Annotated in this window: 18 protein-coding genes; 15 read left to right on the top strand and 3 right to left on the bottom strand. The window is 55.5% G+C overall.

Annotated features, from left to right (window positions below):
• Nucleotides 1–71: 71 nt before the first annotated feature.
• A complete protein-coding gene (trmN, locus tag ACOTW6_RS12920) occupies nt 72–809 on the top strand; it encodes a tRNA(1)(Val) (adenine(37)-N(6))-methyltransferase TrmN (protein ID WP_062933317.1) in 738 nt (245 codons plus the stop codon).
• On the opposite strand, the gene nadB is transcribed toward trmN, so the two are convergent.
• The gene (gene nadB / locus ACOTW6_RS12915) at nt 794–2,413 is read right to left on the bottom strand and encodes an L-aspartate oxidase (RefSeq protein WP_213789163.1); all 1,620 of its coding nucleotides are present in this window, start codon (nt 2,411–2,413) and stop codon (nt 794–796) included. The two genes, trmN and nadB, sit on opposite strands and share 16 nt — an antisense overlap.
• A gap of 425 nt (nt 2,414–2,838) precedes the next feature.
• Here nadB and rpoE point away from each other — a divergent pair, with 425 nt between their 5' ends.
• From rpoE to acpS, 11 genes are all read left to right on the top strand, one after another.
• On the top strand, nt 2,839–3,414 hold the full coding sequence (gene rpoE, locus ACOTW6_RS12910; RefSeq protein WP_006176728.1) for an RNA polymerase sigma factor RpoE: 576 nt from the start codon (nt 2,839–2,841) through the stop codon (nt 3,412–3,414).
• 31 nt (nt 3,415–3,445) lie between these two features.
• On the top strand, nt 3,446–4,096 hold the full coding sequence (rseA, locus tag ACOTW6_RS12905; RefSeq protein ID WP_003860719.1) for an anti-sigma-E factor RseA: 651 nt from the start codon (nt 3,446–3,448) through the stop codon (nt 4,094–4,096).
• Nucleotides 4,096–5,049 (top strand): sigma-E factor regulatory protein RseB, encoded by a 954-nt coding sequence (gene rseB, locus ACOTW6_RS12900; protein WP_003860717.1) that lies wholly within the window; start codon nt 4,096–4,098, stop codon nt 5,047–5,049. The genes rseA and rseB overlap by 1 nt, the downstream gene beginning before the upstream one ends.
• Nucleotides 5,046–5,522, top strand: a complete 477-nt coding sequence (gene rseC, locus ACOTW6_RS12895) for a SoxR-reducing system protein RseC (RefSeq protein ID WP_062933315.1) — start codon at nt 5,046–5,048, stop codon at nt 5,520–5,522. Before rseB ends, rseC begins: the two co-directional genes overlap by 4 nt.
• Nucleotides 5,523–5,707: 185 nt before the next feature.
• On the top strand, nt 5,708–7,513 hold the full coding sequence (gene lepA, locus ACOTW6_RS12890; RefSeq protein WP_003860714.1) for a translation elongation factor 4: 1,806 nt from the start codon (nt 5,708–5,710) through the stop codon (nt 7,511–7,513).
• A gap of 15 nt (nt 7,514–7,528) precedes the next feature.
• The gene (lepB, locus tag ACOTW6_RS12885) at nt 7,529–8,503 is read left to right on the top strand and encodes a signal peptidase I (RefSeq protein ID WP_213789164.1); all 975 of its coding nucleotides are present in this window, start codon (nt 7,529–7,531) and stop codon (nt 8,501–8,503) included.
• A 223-nt stretch (nt 8,504–8,726) separates the two neighbouring features.
• Nucleotides 8,727–9,407, top strand: a complete 681-nt coding sequence (gene rnc, locus ACOTW6_RS12880; RefSeq protein ID WP_003860711.1) for a ribonuclease III — start codon at nt 8,727–8,729, stop codon at nt 9,405–9,407.
• Nucleotides 9,404–10,309, top strand: coding sequence for a GTPase Era (era, locus tag ACOTW6_RS12875; RefSeq protein ID WP_003860709.1), 906 nt, complete (start codon nt 9,404–9,406; stop codon nt 10,307–10,309). Before rnc ends, era begins: the two co-directional genes overlap by 4 nt.
• Before the next feature lie 17 nt (nt 10,310–10,326).
• The gene (recO, locus tag ACOTW6_RS12870) at nt 10,327–11,034 is read left to right on the top strand and encodes a DNA repair protein RecO (RefSeq protein WP_062933314.1); all 708 of its coding nucleotides are present in this window, start codon (nt 10,327–10,329) and stop codon (nt 11,032–11,034) included.
• Nucleotides 11,035–11,109: 75 nt separating this feature from the next.
• The gene (pdxJ, locus tag ACOTW6_RS12865) at nt 11,110–11,841 is read left to right on the top strand and encodes a pyridoxine 5'-phosphate synthase (RefSeq protein ID WP_062933313.1); all 732 of its coding nucleotides are present in this window, start codon (nt 11,110–11,112) and stop codon (nt 11,839–11,841) included.
• Nucleotides 11,841–12,221 carry a holo-ACP synthase gene (acpS, locus tag ACOTW6_RS12860; RefSeq protein ID WP_015572144.1) on the top strand — a complete coding sequence of 127 codons (381 nt, stop codon included), beginning with the start codon at nt 11,841–11,843 and terminating at the stop codon, nt 12,219–12,221. The genes pdxJ and acpS overlap by 1 nt, the downstream gene beginning before the upstream one ends.
• Here the strand turns inward: acpS and ACOTW6_RS12855 are convergent.
• On the bottom strand, nt 12,218–12,478 hold the full coding sequence (locus tag ACOTW6_RS12855; RefSeq protein WP_003860704.1) for a YfhL family 4Fe-4S dicluster ferredoxin: 261 nt from the start codon (nt 12,476–12,478) through the stop codon (nt 12,218–12,220). The two genes, acpS and ACOTW6_RS12855, sit on opposite strands and share 4 nt — an antisense overlap.
• 56 nt (nt 12,479–12,534) lie before the next feature.
• Nucleotides 12,535–13,383: a MurR/RpiR family transcriptional regulator gene (locus ACOTW6_RS12850; RefSeq protein WP_062933312.1), complete on the bottom strand. Its 849-nt coding sequence runs from the start codon at nt 13,381–13,383 to the stop codon at nt 12,535–12,537.
• Between the two features lie 118 nt (nt 13,384–13,501).
• On the opposite strand from ACOTW6_RS12850, the gene murQ reads away from it, so the two are divergent.
• From murQ to yfhb, 3 genes are read left to right on the top strand one after another with little or no spacing between them, the layout of a single operon-like run.
• Nucleotides 13,502–14,398 carry an N-acetylmuramic acid 6-phosphate etherase gene (gene murQ / locus ACOTW6_RS12845; RefSeq protein ID WP_015572145.1) on the top strand — a complete coding sequence of 299 codons (897 nt, stop codon included), beginning with the start codon at nt 13,502–13,504 and terminating at the stop codon, nt 14,396–14,398.
• Between the two features lie 9 nt (nt 14,399–14,407).
• Nucleotides 14,408–15,772: a PTS transporter subunit EIIC gene (locus ACOTW6_RS12840; protein WP_023295166.1), complete on the top strand. Its 1,365-nt coding sequence runs from the start codon at nt 14,408–14,410 to the stop codon at nt 15,770–15,772.
• Nucleotides 15,773–15,775: 3 nt separating this feature from the next.
• The gene (gene yfhb / locus ACOTW6_RS12835) at nt 15,776–16,411 is read left to right on the top strand and encodes a phosphatidylglycerophosphatase C (protein ID WP_040117993.1); all 636 of its coding nucleotides are present in this window, start codon (nt 15,776–15,778) and stop codon (nt 16,409–16,411) included.

The raw sequence follows: 16,411 nt of genomic DNA, 5'->3' as shown, positions 1-16,411 counted from the left end.
ATGGATATCGCTTTTCGACCACTTCGCTTTCCCCTATGCTACTCCAGTTTCACTCAGAAGGTTGCCCTGACATGTCTCAACTCAAAGCGCAGTTGCGCCGCGATGGTTTTACGTTTAAACAGTTTTTTGTGGCGCACGATCGTTGTGCGATGAAAGTCGGTACAGACGGTATTTTACTGGGTGCATGGGCGCCTGTCGCAGGTGTAAAACGCATTCTGGATATTGGTACGGGCAGCGGACTTCTGGCGCTGATGCTGGCGCAGCGAACGGAAGAACACGTCACGATCGACGCCGTTGAGCTTGATCCTCAGGCGGCCCGGCAGGCAAGTGAAAACGCTGCCGACTCCCCGTGGGCAGAACGCATCAGGGTAGAATGCGCCGATGTCCTGACCTGGGCGCCGGAGCAGACCGCGCGTTACGATTTGATTGTCAGCAATCCGCCGTATTTCACGCCAGGCGTGGAATGTGGAACGCCGGAACGCGAGCAGGCACGTTACACCGGCTCGCTCGATCACAAGGCGCTACTGACCAGTGCGGCGGAACTCATCTCGGAAGAGGGTTTTTTCTGCGTGGTCTTGCCTGAAAGCACGGGTAACACCTTCATTGAGATCGCACGGGAGATCGGCTGGAATCTGCGCCTTCGTACCGATATTTCGGATACGGAGGGACGCTTACCGCACCGCGTGTTGCTGGCGCTCTCGCCGAAAGAGGGGGAGTGCTTTATCGACAGGATGGTCATTCGTGGGCCAGACCAGCGTTATTCCGAAGATTACACTGCCCTGACCCAGGCCTTTTATCTGTTTATGTGAACCTGCGGCGTTAACACCGACGGGCCGGACGTTTCAAGCGGTTCGGGATAGTCCAGCGTATAATGCAGGCCACGGCTCTCTTTGCGCATCATCGCACAGCGCACAATCAGCTCGGCAACCTGCACAAGGTTGCGCAGCTCCAGCAGATTATTGGAAACGCGGAAGTTGGCGTAATATTCATCAATTTCCTGCTGTAACATCATGATGCGGCGTAACGCGCGTTCCAGACGCTTCGTTGTGCGTACAATCCCGACATAATCCCACATGAAAAGCCGTAGCTCGTGCCAGTTATGCTGGATAACCACCAGTTCGTCCGGGTTTTCCACCCGACTTTCATCCCATGCCGGCAGGTGTGTTGTCGGACGTGCATAGGGCATGCGTTTGGTAATATCTTCCGCCGCCGACCACCCATACACCAGACACTCCAGCAGCGAGTTTGAGGCCAAGCGATTCGCACCATGCAGGCCGGTGTAGCTGACCTCGCCGATCGCATACAAACCATCCACATCGGTACGACCATGATCGTCAACCATCACCCCGCCACAGGTATAGTGTGCGGCAGGTACAATCGGCACCGGATCGCGGGTTAAATCAATACCCAGACTCAGCAGCTTTTCATAAATCATCGGGAAGTGCTGGCGAATAAAGTTTTCCGGTTTATGGCTAATGTCCAGATACATACAGTCCACGCCAAGCCGCTTCATCTCGTGGTCAATGGCGCGGGCCACGATATCCCGCGGGGCAAGTTCACCTCGGGGGTCGAAGTCCGGCATAAACCTGGAACCGTCCGGACGCTTCAGATACGCGCCTTCGCCGCGCAACGCTTCAGTTAACAGGAAGTTACGCGCCTGCGGGTGGAACAGGGCGGTAGGATGGAACTGGTTAAACTCCAGATTCGCCACGCGGCAGCCTGCGCGCCAGGCCATGGCGATACCGTCTCCGGAGGCGATATCCGGGTTAGTCGTGTACTGGTAAACCTTGGAGGCGCCGCCGGTCGCCAGCACAACGGCTTTTGCCTGGCAGGTTTCCACCTTCTCTTTATTCCGATTCCACACCCATGCGCCGACAACACGGCGCGTGCCGGGCAGGCCAATTTTATCGGAAATAATCAGGTCGACGGCGTTGCTGCGCTCCAGCACCCGAATATTGGGATGGCTGAGGGCTTTGCTGACCAGCGTGGTTTCAACCGCTTTTCCGGTTGCATCAGCAGCGTGCAGAATACGGCGGTGGCTGTGCCCGCCTTCACGGGTCAGGTGATAGCTCTCTTCACCATTAGGCTGAACCTGCGTATCAAACAGCACGCCCTGATCGATAAGCCATTGCACGCAGTGGCGGGCATTGCTGGCGACAAACTCTGCGGCATGCTCATCCACGATCCCGGCGCCGGCAATCAGGGTGTCTTCTACGTGCGAGGCAATGCTGTCCGTTTCATCAAACACCGCGGCAATACCGCCTTGTGCATAGAAGGTGGAACCTTCGCTTATCGGCCCTTTACTCAGCACGATTACGTTCTGATGTTCCGCCAGGCGCAGTGCGAGGGAGAGGCCGGCAGCACCGCTGCCGATGATCAGTACATCACAATGAAGTTCAGGCGTCGTGTTCATGATGTTTGTTTAATTTACTAAACATGGTGTGGGGAGAATAGCATTGCGATGCGAGATATCGCACGTTTTTTTTGATGTGTGTTGCAATGACTAAACGAAAGGCCGGAAGTTAAATCTGCGCTAAATGGCCGGAAATATTTTGCGAAGCAGATCGTTAGCTTCAGTTTTTGTGGTGAAATAAAGCCTGTGTTGCGTTACTCTTCTGACGATAAAGTTGATGATTCTTGTCAGAAAGCGGGTGCGTATCGTGAACAGACTTATAATGAGAGAAAATGAACGGTCTGCGGCGCGATGAACAAAAACAAAGGCGTTACGGAACTTATTGAAGAACAGACACTCTAATTCGGTGCTTGCTCAAAGTGCAATGTTGTTAGAGTGGCGTTTCGATAACGCGTGGAATTTGGTTTGGGGAGACATTACCTCGGATGAGCGAGCAGTTAACGGACCAGGTCCTGGTTGAACGGGTCCAGAAGGGAGATCAGAAAGCTTTTAACCTACTGGTGGTGCGCTACCAGCATAAGGTAGCGAGTCTGGTTTCCCGCTATGTACCGTCAGGCGATGTTCCTGATGTGGTGCAAGAGTCTTTTATTAAGGCCTATCGTGCGCTGGATTCATTCCGGGGGGATAGTGCTTTTTATACCTGGCTGTATCGTATTGCAGTCAATACGGCTAAGAATTATTTGGTTGCTCAGGGCCGTCGTCCGCCTTCAAGTGATGTTGACGCTATCGACGCAGAAAACTTCGAAAGTGGCGGCGCGCTGAAAGAAATTTCGAACCCTGAGAACTTAATGTTGTCAGAAGAACTGAGACAAATCGTTTTTCGCACGATCGAGTCGCTCCCGGAAGATTTACGCATGGCAATTACGTTACGGGAGCTGGATGGCCTAAGCTATGAAGAGATAGCCGCCATCATGGATTGTCCGGTCGGCACGGTTCGTTCACGAATTTTCCGTGCGCGAGAAGCCATTGATAATAAAGTTCAACCGCTTATCAGGCGTTGACGATAGCGGGATACTGGAAAAGGTATTAGGCATGCAGAAAGAAAAACTTTCCGCTTTAATGGATGGTGAAACGCTGGATAATGAGCTGCTCGATGAGTTGTCTCATTCTCCCGAAATGCAACAGACCTGGGAGAGCTATCATCTTATCCGCGACACGCTGCGCGGTGATACCAGTGAAGTTCTCCATTTCGATATCTCAGCACGCGTTATGGCGGCCATTGAGAACGAACCTGTTCATCAGACCACGCCGCTGATTCCTGAAGCGCAGCCTGCACCTCACCAGTGGCAGAAAATGCCGTTCTGGCACAAGGTGCGTCCATGGGCCAGCCAGCTCACCCAGATGGGGGTCGCAGCGTGCGTATCGCTTGCAGTTATCGTTGGGGTCCAGCACTATAACACTCAGTCTGAAGCCAATCAGCAGCCTGAAGCGCCAGTGTTCAATACGCTGCCGATGATGGGTAAAGCCAGCCCGGTTAGCCTGGGCGTACCGGCAGATGCCTCCGCAAGCGGCGGACAGCAACAGCAGGTACAGGAGCAGCGTCGTCGCATTAATGCGATGTTGCAGGATTACGAGTTGCAGCGTCGTCTGCACTCCGAGCAGCTTCAGTTTGAGCAGGCCCAAACCCAGCAGGCTGCTGTGCAGGTGCCAGGAAACCAAACTTTAGGAACGCAATCGCAGTAATGAAGCAACTTTGGTTCGCCATGTCCTTGATGGCGGGTAGCCTGTTCTTCTCTGCTAACGCCTCGGCTGATGTTTCATCCGGGGCGTTGTTGCAGCAAATGAATCTGGCCAGCCAGTCACTCAATTACGAGTTGGCATTTATCAGCATCAATAAGCAGGGTGTCGAATCGTTACGCTATCGCCACGCCCGCCTTGATAATCAGCCGCTCGCCCAGCTTTTACAGATGGATGGCCCGCGTCGGGAAGTGGTCCAGCGTGGGAACGAAATCAGCTATTTCGAGCCAGGCCTTGAGCCGTTTACGCTCAATGGTGACTACATCGTTGATTCCCTGCCGTCGCTCATTTACACCGATTTTAAACGTCTCGCCCCCTACTATGATTTTATCTCGGTGGGGCGAACGCGTATTGCCGACAGGCTGTGCGAAGTGATACGCGTTGTCGCGCGGGATGGGACACGTTACAGCTATATCGTCTGGATTGACGCAGAGACGAAGCTGCCGATGCGCGTTGATCTGCTCGATCGCGACGGTGAAACGCTGGAGCAGTTCCGCGTGATCTCCTTCGATGTGAACAGTCAGGTAGGCAACAGCATGCAGAATCTGGCCAAAGCCAGCCTGCCGCCTTTGCTTTCCGTGCCTGCCGGCGACTCTGTCAATTTTAACTGGGTACCATCCTGGATCCCGCAAGGGTTCAGCGAAGTTTCCAGCAGCCGTCGCCAGCTGCCGACCATCGAAACGCCGGTTGAGTCGCGACTCTATTCCGATGGGCTGTTTAGCTTCTCGGTGAATATTAATCGCGCTACGGCGAACAGTTCCGAACAGATGCTCCGTACCGGTCGCCGGACGGTTAGCACGACGGTGCGCGATAATGCGGAAATTACCATCGTCGGTGAATTACCGCCGCCAACGGCAAAACGTATTTCAGACAGCATTAAATTCAGGGCTGCGCAATGATTAAAGAGTGGGCCACGGTCGTATCCTGGCAGGATGGCGTAGCGCTTGTCAGCTGTGACGTTAAAGCATCATGCAGCAGCTGCGCTTCGCGAGCCGGTTGCGGCAGCCGCGTGTTGAATAAGCTGGGGCCGCAAACGTCGCACACTATTGCTGTGCCAAGCGATCAGCCGCTGGTGGCAGGGCAAAAAGTGGAGCTGGGCATCGCTGAAGGTAGCCTGCTCACTTCCGCCATGCTGGTTTACCTTTCTCCGCTGGCAGGTCTGTTCGTGATGGGCGGGGTTTTCCAGATGCTGTTCGGCACAGATTTGGCCGCCATGTGCGGGGCCGCGTTGGGCGGCGTGGGCGGGTTCTGGCTTGCTAAAGGCGTTTCCCCAAGGCTTGCCGCCCGGGAAGCGTGGCAACCCGTCATCCTCAACGTTGCACTGGCACCCGACCAACTTCGTGTTGAGATGCTCTCTTCTGAGGCCCGGTGATCTGCCGGGCTTTATTATTATTTACATCGCAATAAAGAAAACGCCGTCTCTTCGCGCTATACCTGGCTCTAAGTGCATTTCCAGCTGACGAGGATGTAGTGTAGAATGCTGCGTTTTCGCACTGAAAAACGTCAGGCTAAGAACAGCGGCCTCCAGGAATTCGTAAGGCATAATTATTTAACTATATGAAGAACATACGTAACTTTTCGATCATTGCTCACATTGACCACGGTAAGTCGACGCTGTCTGACCGTATTATCCAGATTTGCGGTGGCCTGTCTGATCGTGAAATGGCAGCCCAGGTTCTGGACTCCATGGACCTGGAACGCGAACGCGGTATTACCATCAAAGCGCAGAGCGTGACGCTCGACTATAAAGCTTCCGATGGTGAAACCTATCAGCTGAACTTTATCGACACCCCAGGGCACGTTGACTTCTCTTATGAAGTGTCACGCTCGCTGGCGGCCTGCGAAGGTGCGCTGCTGGTGGTGGATGCCGGGCAGGGCGTAGAGGCCCAGACGCTGGCAAATTGCTACACCGCCATGGAAATGGATCTTGAAGTGGTGCCGGTTCTGAATAAAATCGACCTGCCAGCCGCCGATCCTGAGCGCGTAGCGGAAGAGATTGAAGACATCGTCGGTATTGATGCGACCGATGCAGTGCGCTGCTCGGCGAAAACTGGCGTCGGCGTTCCGGATGTACTGGAACGTCTGGTGCGTGATATTCCGCCGCCGGAAGGCGACCCGGATGCGCCGCTACAGGCGCTGATCATCGACTCCTGGTTTGATAACTACCTCGGCGTTGTCTCGCTGGTGCGTATTAAAAATGGCACCATGCGTAAAGGCGACAAAATCAAGGTCATGAGCACCGGCCAGGTCTACAACGCTGACCGTCTGGGCATCTTCACGCCAAAACAGGTTGACCGTACCGAACTGAAATGCGGCGAAGTGGGTTGGCTGGTCTGTGCAATTAAAGACATCCTCGGCGCGCCAGTAGGCGATACCCTGACCGGCGCACGTAACCCGGCAGATAAAGCGCTGCCAGGCTTCAAAAAGGTGAAACCACAGGTTTATGCGGGTCTGTTCCCGGTCAGCTCCGACGATTACGAGAACTTCCGCGATGCGCTCGGAAAGCTGAGCCTCAACGATGCCTCCCTGTTCTACGAGCCAGAAAGCTCAACGGCGCTGGGCTTCGGCTTCCGCTGTGGCTTCCTCGGTCTGCTGCACATGGAGATCATTCAGGAACGTCTGGAGCGTGAATACGATCTGGATCTGATCACCACCGCCCCGACGGTTGTCTACGAAGTAGAAACCACGTCGAAAGAGGTGATCTACGTTGACAGCCCGTCCAAGCTCCCGCCGCTGAACAATATTCAGGAACTGCGCGAGCCTATCGCAGAGTGTCACATGCTGCTGCCGCAGGAGTTCCTCGGTAACGTGATCACCCTGTGTATTGAGAAGCGTGGCGTGCAGACCAACATGGTTTACCACGGTAACCAGGTGGCGCTGACCTATGAAATTCCGATGGCGGAAGTGGTGCTCGACTTCTTCGACCGTCTGAAGTCTACCTCCCGTGGCTATGCGTCGCTGGACTACAACTTCAAACGCTTCCAGGCCTCGAACATGGTTCGTGTGGACGTGCTGATCAACGGTGAGCGTGTGGATGCGCTGGCGCTGATCACCCACAACGATAACGCACCGTACCGTGGTCGTGAGCTGGTTGAGAAGATGAAAGATCTGATCCCGCGTCAGCAGTTTGACATTGCGATTCAGGCGGCCATTGGCAACCACATCATTGCCCGTTCAACCGTGAAACAGCTGCGTAAAAACGTTCTGGCTAAGTGTTACGGCGGCGACGTCAGCCGTAAGAAAAAGCTGTTGCAGAAGCAGAAAGAAGGTAAGAAGCGTATGAAGCAGGTCGGTAACGTTGAGCTGCCGCAGGAAGCATTCCTTGCCATCCTTCATGTTGGTAAAGACGGTAACGGTAAATAACCTTAAGGAGTTGGCATGGCGAACATGTTTGCCCTGATCCTGGTCATCGCTACCCTGGTGACAGGTCTGTTGTGGTGCCTGGATAAGTTTATCTTCGCCCCAAAACGCCGTGAACGTCAGGCTGCCGCGCAGGCAGCCACGCGCGATGCGCTGGACGCGAAAACCCTGAAAAAAGTCGGCCCAAAACCGGGCTGGCTGGAGACAGGGGCATCGGTATTCCCGGTGCTGGCGATTGTGCTGGTGGTGCGTTCATTTATCTATGAACCGTTCCAGATCCCGTCAGGATCGATGATGCCAACGCTGCTGATCGGTGATTTCATTCTGGTTGAGAAGTTTGCTTATGGCATCAAAGATCCGATCTACCAGAAAACGCTGATCGAAACGGGTCATCCGAAACGTGGCGACATCGTGGTGTTTAAATATCCGGAAGATCCGCGGCTGGATTATATTAAACGCGCGGTAGGTCTGCCGGGCGATAAAGTGACCTACGATCCGGTGGCGAAAGAGGTGACCATTCAGCCAGGCTGTAGCTCTGGCACCGCATGTGAAAATGCGCTGCCAGTCACTTACTCCAACGTTGAGCCAGCTGATTTTGTGCAGACCTTCGCCCGCCGTAACGGCGGTGAAGCGACCAGCGGATTCTTCCAGGTGCCAAAAGGTGAAACCAAAGAGAATGGCATTCGTCTGGTTGAACGCAAAGAGACGCTGGGCGATGTCACTCACCGCATTCTGACCGTGCCCATCGCACAGGATCAGCTGGCAATGTACTACCAGCAGCCAGGCCAACAGCTGGCGACCTGGATTGTGCCGCCGGGACACTACTTCATGATGGGTGACAACCGCGATAACTCTGCGGACAGCCGTTACTGGGGCTTTGTGCCGGAAGCGAATCTGGTCGGTAAAGCAACAGCTATCTGGATGAGTTTTGAGAAGCAGGAAGGCGAGTGGCCGACCGGCGTTCGCCTCAATCGTATTGGCGGAATTCATTAATTTTCGTCAAAAATAACACGTAGCGGCTTTTATTCGCCGCTACGTGAATTATTTCAGCGATAAATCTCTTTGAACTAACGACATCCCCTGTCGTTGTGTATAGAATATTCCCCCGAAGTTTAAGGTTGGCCCTGCAAGGGTGCCACGGCACACGAAACCGCGTTGGTTTTCTCAGGTCGGTTTCGTGTGCTGCATTTTTGACGCATTCATTTATTGGTATCGCATGAACCCCATCGTAATTAATCGGCTTCAACGGAAGCTGGGCTACACTTTTCATCATCAGGAGTTGTTGCAACAGGCATTAACCCATCGCAGTGCCAGCAGCAAACATAATGAGCGTCTCGAGTTTTTAGGCGACTCTATTTTAAGTTTCGTGATTGCAAATGCGCTTTATCATCGTTTTCCGCGTGTGGACGAAGGTGATATGAGCCGCATGCGCGCCACGCTGGTGCGCGGCAATACCCTCGCTGAAATCGCACGCGAGTTTGAGCTGGGTGAATGTCTGCGTCTGGGGCCAGGTGAGCTGAAAAGTGGTGGTTTCCGTCGTGAATCCATCCTTGCCGATACGGTCGAGGCATTGATCGGTGGCGTGTTCCTGGACAGCGATATCCAGACCGTAGAAAAGCTGATCCTGAACTGGTATCAGACCCGCCTGGACGAAATCAGCCCGGGCGATAAACAAAAAGATCCTAAAACGCGTCTGCAAGAATATTTGCAGGGTCGTCATCTGCCGCTGCCATCCTATCTGGTGGTGCAGGTGCGTGGCGAAGCCCACGATCAGGAATTTACCATCCATTGCCAGGTCAGTGGCCTGAGTGAACCGGTGGTCGGCACGGGTTCAAGCCGTCGTAAGGCTGAACAGGCTGCCGCCGAACAGGCGTTAAAAATGCTGGAGCTGGAATGAGCATCGACAAAACTTATTGCGGATTTATTGCCATCGTCGGACGTCCGAACGTTGGCAAATCCACCCTGCTGAATAATCTGCTTGGGCAGAAGATTTCCATCACCTCGCGTAAGGCGCAGACCACGCGTCACCGCATCGTCGGTATCCATACTGAAGGCGCGTATCAGGCGATCTACGTCGATACCCCGGGCCTGCACATGGAAGAGAAGCGCGCCATCAACCGTCTGATGAACAAGGCGGCGAGCAGCTCCATTGGCGACGTAGAGCTGGTGATTTTCGTTGTGGAAGGCACCCGCTGGACGCCGGACGACGAAATGGTCCTGAACAAGCTGCGCGACGGCAAAACGCCGGTGATCCTCGCGGTCAATAAAGTGGACAACGTGCAGGAAAAAGCCGATCTGCTGCCGCACCTGCAATGGCTGGGCAGCCAGATGAACTTCCTGGACATCGTCCCGCTGTCTGCGGAAACGGGTCTGAACGTTGATACCATCGCGGGCATCGTGCGCAAGCATCTGCCGGAAGCGACTCATCACTTCCCGGAAGACTACATCACCGATCGCTCTCAGCGTTTTATGGCGTCTGAAATCATCCGTGAGAAGCTGATGCGTTTTCTGGGCGCCGAGCTGCCGTACTCTGTGACGGTGGAGATCGAGCGTTTCCAGAGCAACGAGCGCGGCGGTTACGATATCAACGGTCTGATCCTCGTTGAGCGAGAAGGGCAGAAGAAGATGGTGATCGGCAATAAAGGCGCCAAGATCAAAACTATCGGAATCGAAGCCCGTAAAGACATGCAGGACATGTTTGAAGCACCGGTTCACCTGGAACTGTGGGTGAAAGTGAAATCTGGCTGGGCCGATGATGAGCGTGCGCTGCGCAGCCTCGGTTACGGCGAAGATCAGTAACTCAAGACGACGAGCATATGGATGGATGGCAGCGCGCCTTTGTCCTGCATAGTCGTCCCTGGAGCGAAACCAGCCTGATGCTGGACGTCTTCACGGAAGAGTCCGGTCGCGTGCGCCTTGTTGCCAAAGGCGCACGTTCCAGACGTTCTAATCTGAAAGGTGCCTTGCAGCCTTTCACCCCGCTGCTGGTCCGCTTTGGCGGGCGAGGGGAAGTCAAAACCCTGCGCAGTGCTGAAGCCGTCTCCCTGGCGCTTCCTCTTTCTGGTATCACGCTCTACAGCGGTTTGTATGTTAACGAACTCATCTCACGGGTTCTTGAACATGAGACCCGCTTCTCTGAACTTTTCTTTGATTACCTGCACTGTATTCAGGCACTTGCTGGCGCAACCGGCACCCCTGAGCCTGTGCTGCGTCGTTTCGAACTGGCGCTGCTCGGGCACCTTGGTTACGGCGTCGATTTTCTACACTGTGCGGGAAGCGGAGACGAGGTAGAAGACACCATGACCTATCGCTATCGTGAGGAAAAGGGCTTTATTGCCAGTGTCGTCGTCGATAACAGCACCTTTACCGGGCGCCAGCTCCGGGCGCTTTATGAACGCGAGTTCCCGGACGCCGACACCCTGCGTGCGGCAAAACGCTTTACCCGAATTGCGCTCAAGCCGTATCTTGGGGGCAAACCTTTAAAGAGCCGCGAATTATTCAGGCAGTTTATGCCGAAAAGCTAATGTTTTACCCCTCACCCCAGCCCTCTCCCGGAGGGAGAGGGAGAAGGTAAATGAACAAAAATACCGAGGATTGTCATGGCTGAATTACTGTTAGGCGTCAACATCGATCACATCGCCACGTTACGTAATGCACGCGGTACCGCGTATCCCGATCCGGTTCAGGCGGCGTTTATCGCCGAGCAGGCTGGCGCCGACGGCATTACCGTTCACCTGCGTGAAGATCGTCGCCACATCACCGACCGCGACGTACGTATCCTGCGTCAGACGCTGGACACCCGCATGAACCTGGAGATGGCGGTCACCGAAGAGATGCTGACCATTGCCTGCGACACCAAACCGCATTTTTGCTGCCTGGTGCCGGAAAAGCGTCAGGAAGTGACCACCGAAGGCGGTCTGGATGTGGCCGGGCAGCTCGACAAAATGCGCGATGCCTGCAAACGCCTGGCGGATGCCGGTATCCTGGTTTCTCTGTTTATCGACGCCGATTTCACCCAGATTAAAGCCGCTGCCGACGTGGGTGCGCCGTATATTGAAATTCACACCGGCTGCTATGCCGATGCCGAAAACGACGCAGCGCAGGCGAAAGAGCTGGAGCGAATCGCCAGAGCGGCAACCTACGCCGCGAGCCTGGGACTGAAGGTTAACGCCGGACACGGCCTGACCTATCACAACGTAAAAGCCATCGCTGCCCTGCCGGAAATGCACGAGCTGAACATCGGTCACGCCATTATTGGTCGTGCGGTGATGAGCGGTCTGAAAGAAGCGGTTTCCGAGATGAAGCGCCTGATGCTGGAAGCGCGTCAGTAATGGCTATTCTGGGCTTAGGCACCGACATCGTTGAAATAGCCCGCATTGAAGCGGTGATCGCCCGGAGCGGCGATCGCCTCGCAAGACGCGTGCTGAGCGATAACGAATGGGCTATCTGGGAGGCGCATCAACAGCCGGTGCGCTTTCTGGCAAAGCGTTTCGCGGTAAAAGAGGCGGCGGCGAAAGCGTTCGGCACGGGCATTCGTAACGGCCTGGCGTTTAACCAGTTTGAAGTGTTTAACGATGAGCTGGGTAAGCCACGTCTGCGTTTATGGGGCGAGGCGCTTAAGCTGGCGGAAAAGCTCGGCGTGGCGCACATGCACGTAACGCTAGCCGATGAACGCCACTACGCCTGTGCGACGGTGATTATCGAAAGTTAAATTTTGTCCGCATGGTGCATCAGGACAAACTTATCCCACAGCTGTTCTTCGTTCTCGACGTGTGCCGGATCTTTTAAGATCGTATTGGGAATGGGGCACACCTTCTGGCAGGTCGGCGTCTCATAGTGGCCGATGCATTCGGTGCAGCGGTCGCTGTTAATCTCATAAATGCTGTCGCCCATCGAAATCGCCTCGTTCGGGCATTCGGGTTCGCACATATCGCAGTTGATGCATTTTTTGGTGATTAACAGCGCCATCAGGAAATTCTCAGAAACATCACAAACAGGGCGGGCATTATACGCTCATTCGTTGTTCAGACCAGTTTTTTTACCAGCTCTTCGCTGTGACGAATACGCTCTGGCGCACGCTCCAGATCCTGCTGAACCAGCGCCATAAACAGCAGGTCCGTCAGCATCATCTGCGCACTCGTCGACGAAATCGCCGCGCTGCGAGTGGCCTGTTCCTCGGCAATGGTATACAGACAGCGGGAGGCCCGCTGCTGGAGCGCATTCGGACTAAAACCGGTAATCGCCAGAATTTTTCCGCCTACGCGCAGGGCTTCGTCGGTAGCCATATTAATTTCACGGCGCTCGCCGGAATAGGAGATGGCCAGCAGTAAATCGTCAGGATCCATGGCCTGCACGGTCGCCAGCAGCGCGTGCATATCCTGTTCAACGATGGCGTTATAGCCGATTTTTGTCAGCTTCCAGCCAAAGTTACGCGCAACCAGTCCGGAGGCGCCGATTCCGGTCAGCACAATACGCCGCGCGTCGCGAAGCATGGCTACGCTTTCCAGCAGCTTCTCTTCCGTGTTCACATCCAGCGTGGCATGCATTGCCGCCACGTTCTCCTTGATCAGCTTTTCGCCGACCAGACGCATCGGATCGTCGCCGCGGATCTGGTTATGCACCGGCATTGACTGCGGATTAGGGTTGCTTACCAGTGCTTCACTGATCGCCAGTTTTAGCGCCGGAAAGCCCTTATAGCCTATCTTCTGGGCAAATTTCACCACGCTCGACTGGCTCACCCCGGCTTCGCCTGCCAGCTGCTGGGAGCTGAGGTGTCGCGCGCGATCGGGCTGGGAAAGTAAATAATCCGCCAGCTTTTTGTCACTCTGGGCAAACCCTGCGTAGCGCTGGCGAATACGAATTAAACAGTTCATACGGTCTCCTGGCGAAAATGTGATTACCCGCGCAAATACGAATTTTGCTCGCCTGAATGAATTTTATATTCCATTATAGTGCGTTTATTATGAATTAAAAATTCCAGAGGTAAATAACATGAATCTAGGCTCTCTTGTTTCTGAAACGCGTAACCCGCAAACCATGGATCTTGATGCACTGTCCACGCTGGAGCTGGTAAACCGCTTTAATCAACAGGATACCCTCGTCGCGCTGGCAGTCAAAGAGACATTGCCCGAGGTGGCGAAAGCCGTAGACGCCGCTGCCGACGCTCTGAAAGCAGGAGGACGCATTATTTACATGGGGGCGGGTACCAGTGGGCGCCTCGGTGTGCTGGATGCCTCAGAATGTCCGCCGACCTTTGGCGTTCCGCACGGTCTGGTCGTTGGCCTGATTGCCGGTGGCCCCGGCGCGCTGCTGAAAGCGGTGGAAGGGGCAGAAGACAATAAACAGCTTGGCGAAGACGATCTCAGGGCGCTGAACCTGACCGCGCAGGATCTGGTCGTCGGGCTGGCGGCTTCTGGTCGTACGCCGTACGTCATTGGTGGGCTGGAATACGCCAGACAGACGGGATGTACCACGGTAGCCATCTCCTGTAACCCGGGCTCGCCGATTGCGCAGGTGGCCGCCATTGCCATCTCTCCGGTCGTCGGGCCGGAAGCGCTTACCGGCTCCACGCGCCTGAAATCCGGAACCGCGCAGAAGCTGGTGCTCAATATGATCTCCACCGGCGCGATGGTGAAATTCGGTAAGGTCTACCAAAACCTGATGGTGGATATGCAGGCCACCAACGTCAAGCTGGTGGACAGAGCCTGCCGCATGGTGATAGAGGCGACAGGGGCAGGTCGGGAAGAGGCGGAAGCGGTACTCAAACAGACCGATTACGACGTTAAACCCGCCATTCTGATGATATTAACCGGGCTGGATGCAGCCGCGGCCAGAGCCAGGCTCGAAGCCCATCACGGGTTTTTACGGGCGGCATTAGAACACCAATAAGAGGCGTGTATGGACAAAACAGCAGCGCTCGCCAGCGACATCCTGCTTGGGATCGGTGGGGAAAAAAATATTCAGCGTCTGGAAAACTGCATGACGCGTGTACGCGTCGAGGTGCACAACGACGAAAAGCTTGATTTAACGCGCCTGAAGCAGCTCCCCGGCGTGAGCGGGTACGTTAAACAGGGGCAACAGCACCAGCTGATTGTCGGTCCGGGCAAAGCGGCGCAGGTGGTTGATGCCATGCGCGCCCTGATGACGGGCGGTGAAACGGCTCCCACCTTTGACGACGCGGAACGCACCAAAGCGCAGGCGAAAGCCAAATACAAAGCCCCCATGAGCGATGCGCTGCGCCAGCTGGCAAACGTCTTTATTCCTCTGATCCCGGCGTTTATCGCGTCGGGGCTGATCACCGGGATTATCAATATCCTCAAGCGTCCGGATATTGTCGGGAATTTCGCTACCCAGTATCCGAACCTGCTGGGTATTCTGGCGATTTTCGGCAGCGCGGTATTTGCCATCATGAACATTCTGGTGGGGGTGAACACGGCCAAAGTGTTCGGCGGCTCGCTGGCGATGGGCGGCGTAATGGCGGGTATCCTCTCCAGCCCGCAGCTGGCGCAGATTACGCTGTTTGGCGAGGCGCTTCAGCCTGGCCGCGGTGGGGTGATTGCCGTGCTGCTGGTGGTCATTCTGATGTGCTGGATCGAGAAAAAGCTGCGCGCGGTGCTGCCCGGCTCGATTGAACTGATCCTCAACCCGCTGCTGACCACATTGATTACCGGGAGCGTGGCGATTGTGGCACTGCAACCGTTAGGCGGCGTGATCTCTGAAGCCATCGCTCACGGCGCGTCTCTGGCGATCGATCGCGGCGGGCTGCTGGTGGGGGCCGTGCTGTCCGGGACCTTCCTGCCGTTAGTCCTGACCGGTCTGCATCAGGGGCTGGTGCCGATCCACGTCGAACTGGTACAGGCGCACGGCTATAACGCACTGCTGCCGATCCTGTCGATGGCGGGTGTTGGGCAGGTCGGCGCGGCCATCGCGGTGCTGATGAAAACCCGCAACGCGCGTCTGAAAAAGGTCATAAAAGGGGCGCTGCCGGTCGGGTTACTCGGTATCGGCGAGCCGCTGATTTTCGGCGTGACCTTGCCGCTGGGTAAGCCGTTCCTGGCCGCCTGTCTCGGTGGCGCGGTGGGCGGGGCGTTAATCAGCTACTGGAAAGTGGCGACCGTCATTACCTTCGGGATCTCCGGTTTACCGCTGGCATTAACCATCGTGACCGGAAAAGTCATGCTCTATCTGTTAGGCTATCTGGTAGCGGTGATCGCCGGGTTCCTGTTTACCTGGCTGTTAGGATTCAACGACCCAGAGGAGTAAGGTTTGGCCAGTCACGAGCGTCGCGTTGTCTTTTTTGATCTGGATGGAACGCTGCATCAGCAGGATATGTTCGGCACCTTTATGCGCTACCTGCTGCGGCGCCAGCCCCTTAACGCGTTGCTGGTATTACCCCTGTTACCCGTTATTGGTATCGCGCTGCTGGTGAAAGGCCGTGCAGCGCGCTGGCCGATGAGCCTGCTGCTCTGGGGATGCACGTTTGGTCATAGCGAAGCGCGCCTTAAGCAGCTCGAACAGGATTTTGCGCACTGGTTTCGCGGGCACGTCGCCGCGTTTCCCGTGGTACAGGCGCGCCTGACCAGCTATCTCGACGCCAACGATGCCGATATCTGGCTGATTACCGGCTCCCCGCAGACGCTGGTGGAGCAGGTCTATTTTGATACGCCCTGGCTGCCGCGCGTGAATCTTATCGCGACACAAATCGCGCGCGGCTACGGCGGCTGGGTGCTGACTATGCGCTGCCTCGGACATGAAAAAGTGGTGCAGCTGGAGAAACGCATCGGTACGCCGCTGCGTCTGTACAGCGGCTACAGCGACAGCAAGCAGGACAACCCGCTGCTCTATTTTTGCCAGCATCGCTGGCGCGTTACTCCCCTCGGTGAACTTCAGCAACTCGAATAG

The organism is Enterobacter cloacae complex sp. IR5403 (genome assembly GCF_049238705.1).
GTDB lineage: Bacteria > Pseudomonadota > Gammaproteobacteria > Enterobacterales > Enterobacteriaceae > Enterobacter > Enterobacter hormaechei_C.
This window is presented reverse-complemented; position numbering and strand designations above follow the sequence as displayed.

Bases quoted from the DNA above. Each gene is read 5' to 3' on its own strand.
- trmN (WP_062933317.1), top strand. From the start codon at position 72: ATGTCTCAACTCAAAGCGCAGTTGCGCCGCGATGGTTTTACGTTTAAA.
- nadB (WP_213789163.1), bottom strand. From the start codon at position 2,413: ATGAACACGACGCCTGAACTTCATTGTGATGTACTGATCATCGGCAGC.
- rpoE (WP_006176728.1), top strand. From the start codon at position 2,839: ATGAGCGAGCAGTTAACGGACCAGGTCCTGGTTGAACGGGTCCAGAAG.
- rseA (WP_003860719.1), top strand. From the start codon at position 3,446: ATGCAGAAAGAAAAACTTTCCGCTTTAATGGATGGTGAAACGCTGGAT.
- rseB (WP_003860717.1), top strand. From the start codon at position 4,096: ATGAAGCAACTTTGGTTCGCCATGTCCTTGATGGCGGGTAGCCTGTTC.
- rseC (WP_062933315.1), top strand. From the start codon at position 5,046: ATGATTAAAGAGTGGGCCACGGTCGTATCCTGGCAGGATGGCGTAGCG.
- lepA (WP_003860714.1), top strand. From the start codon at position 5,708: ATGAAGAACATACGTAACTTTTCGATCATTGCTCACATTGACCACGGT.
- lepB (WP_213789164.1), top strand. From the start codon at position 7,529: ATGGCGAACATGTTTGCCCTGATCCTGGTCATCGCTACCCTGGTGACA.
- rnc (WP_003860711.1), top strand. From the start codon at position 8,727: ATGAACCCCATCGTAATTAATCGGCTTCAACGGAAGCTGGGCTACACT.
- era (WP_003860709.1), top strand. From the start codon at position 9,404: ATGAGCATCGACAAAACTTATTGCGGATTTATTGCCATCGTCGGACGT.
- recO (WP_062933314.1), top strand. From the start codon at position 10,327: ATGGATGGATGGCAGCGCGCCTTTGTCCTGCATAGTCGTCCCTGGAGC.
- pdxJ (WP_062933313.1), top strand. From the start codon at position 11,110: ATGGCTGAATTACTGTTAGGCGTCAACATCGATCACATCGCCACGTTA.
- acpS (WP_015572144.1), top strand. From the start codon at position 11,841: ATGGCTATTCTGGGCTTAGGCACCGACATCGTTGAAATAGCCCGCATT.
- ACOTW6_RS12855 (WP_003860704.1), bottom strand. From the start codon at position 12,478: ATGGCGCTGTTAATCACCAAAAAATGCATCAACTGCGATATGTGCGAA.
- ACOTW6_RS12850 (WP_062933312.1), bottom strand. From the start codon at position 13,383: ATGAACTGTTTAATTCGTATTCGCCAGCGCTACGCAGGGTTTGCCCAG.
- murQ (WP_015572145.1), top strand. From the start codon at position 13,502: ATGAATCTAGGCTCTCTTGTTTCTGAAACGCGTAACCCGCAAACCATG.
- ACOTW6_RS12840 (WP_023295166.1), top strand. From the start codon at position 14,408: ATGGACAAAACAGCAGCGCTCGCCAGCGACATCCTGCTTGGGATCGGT.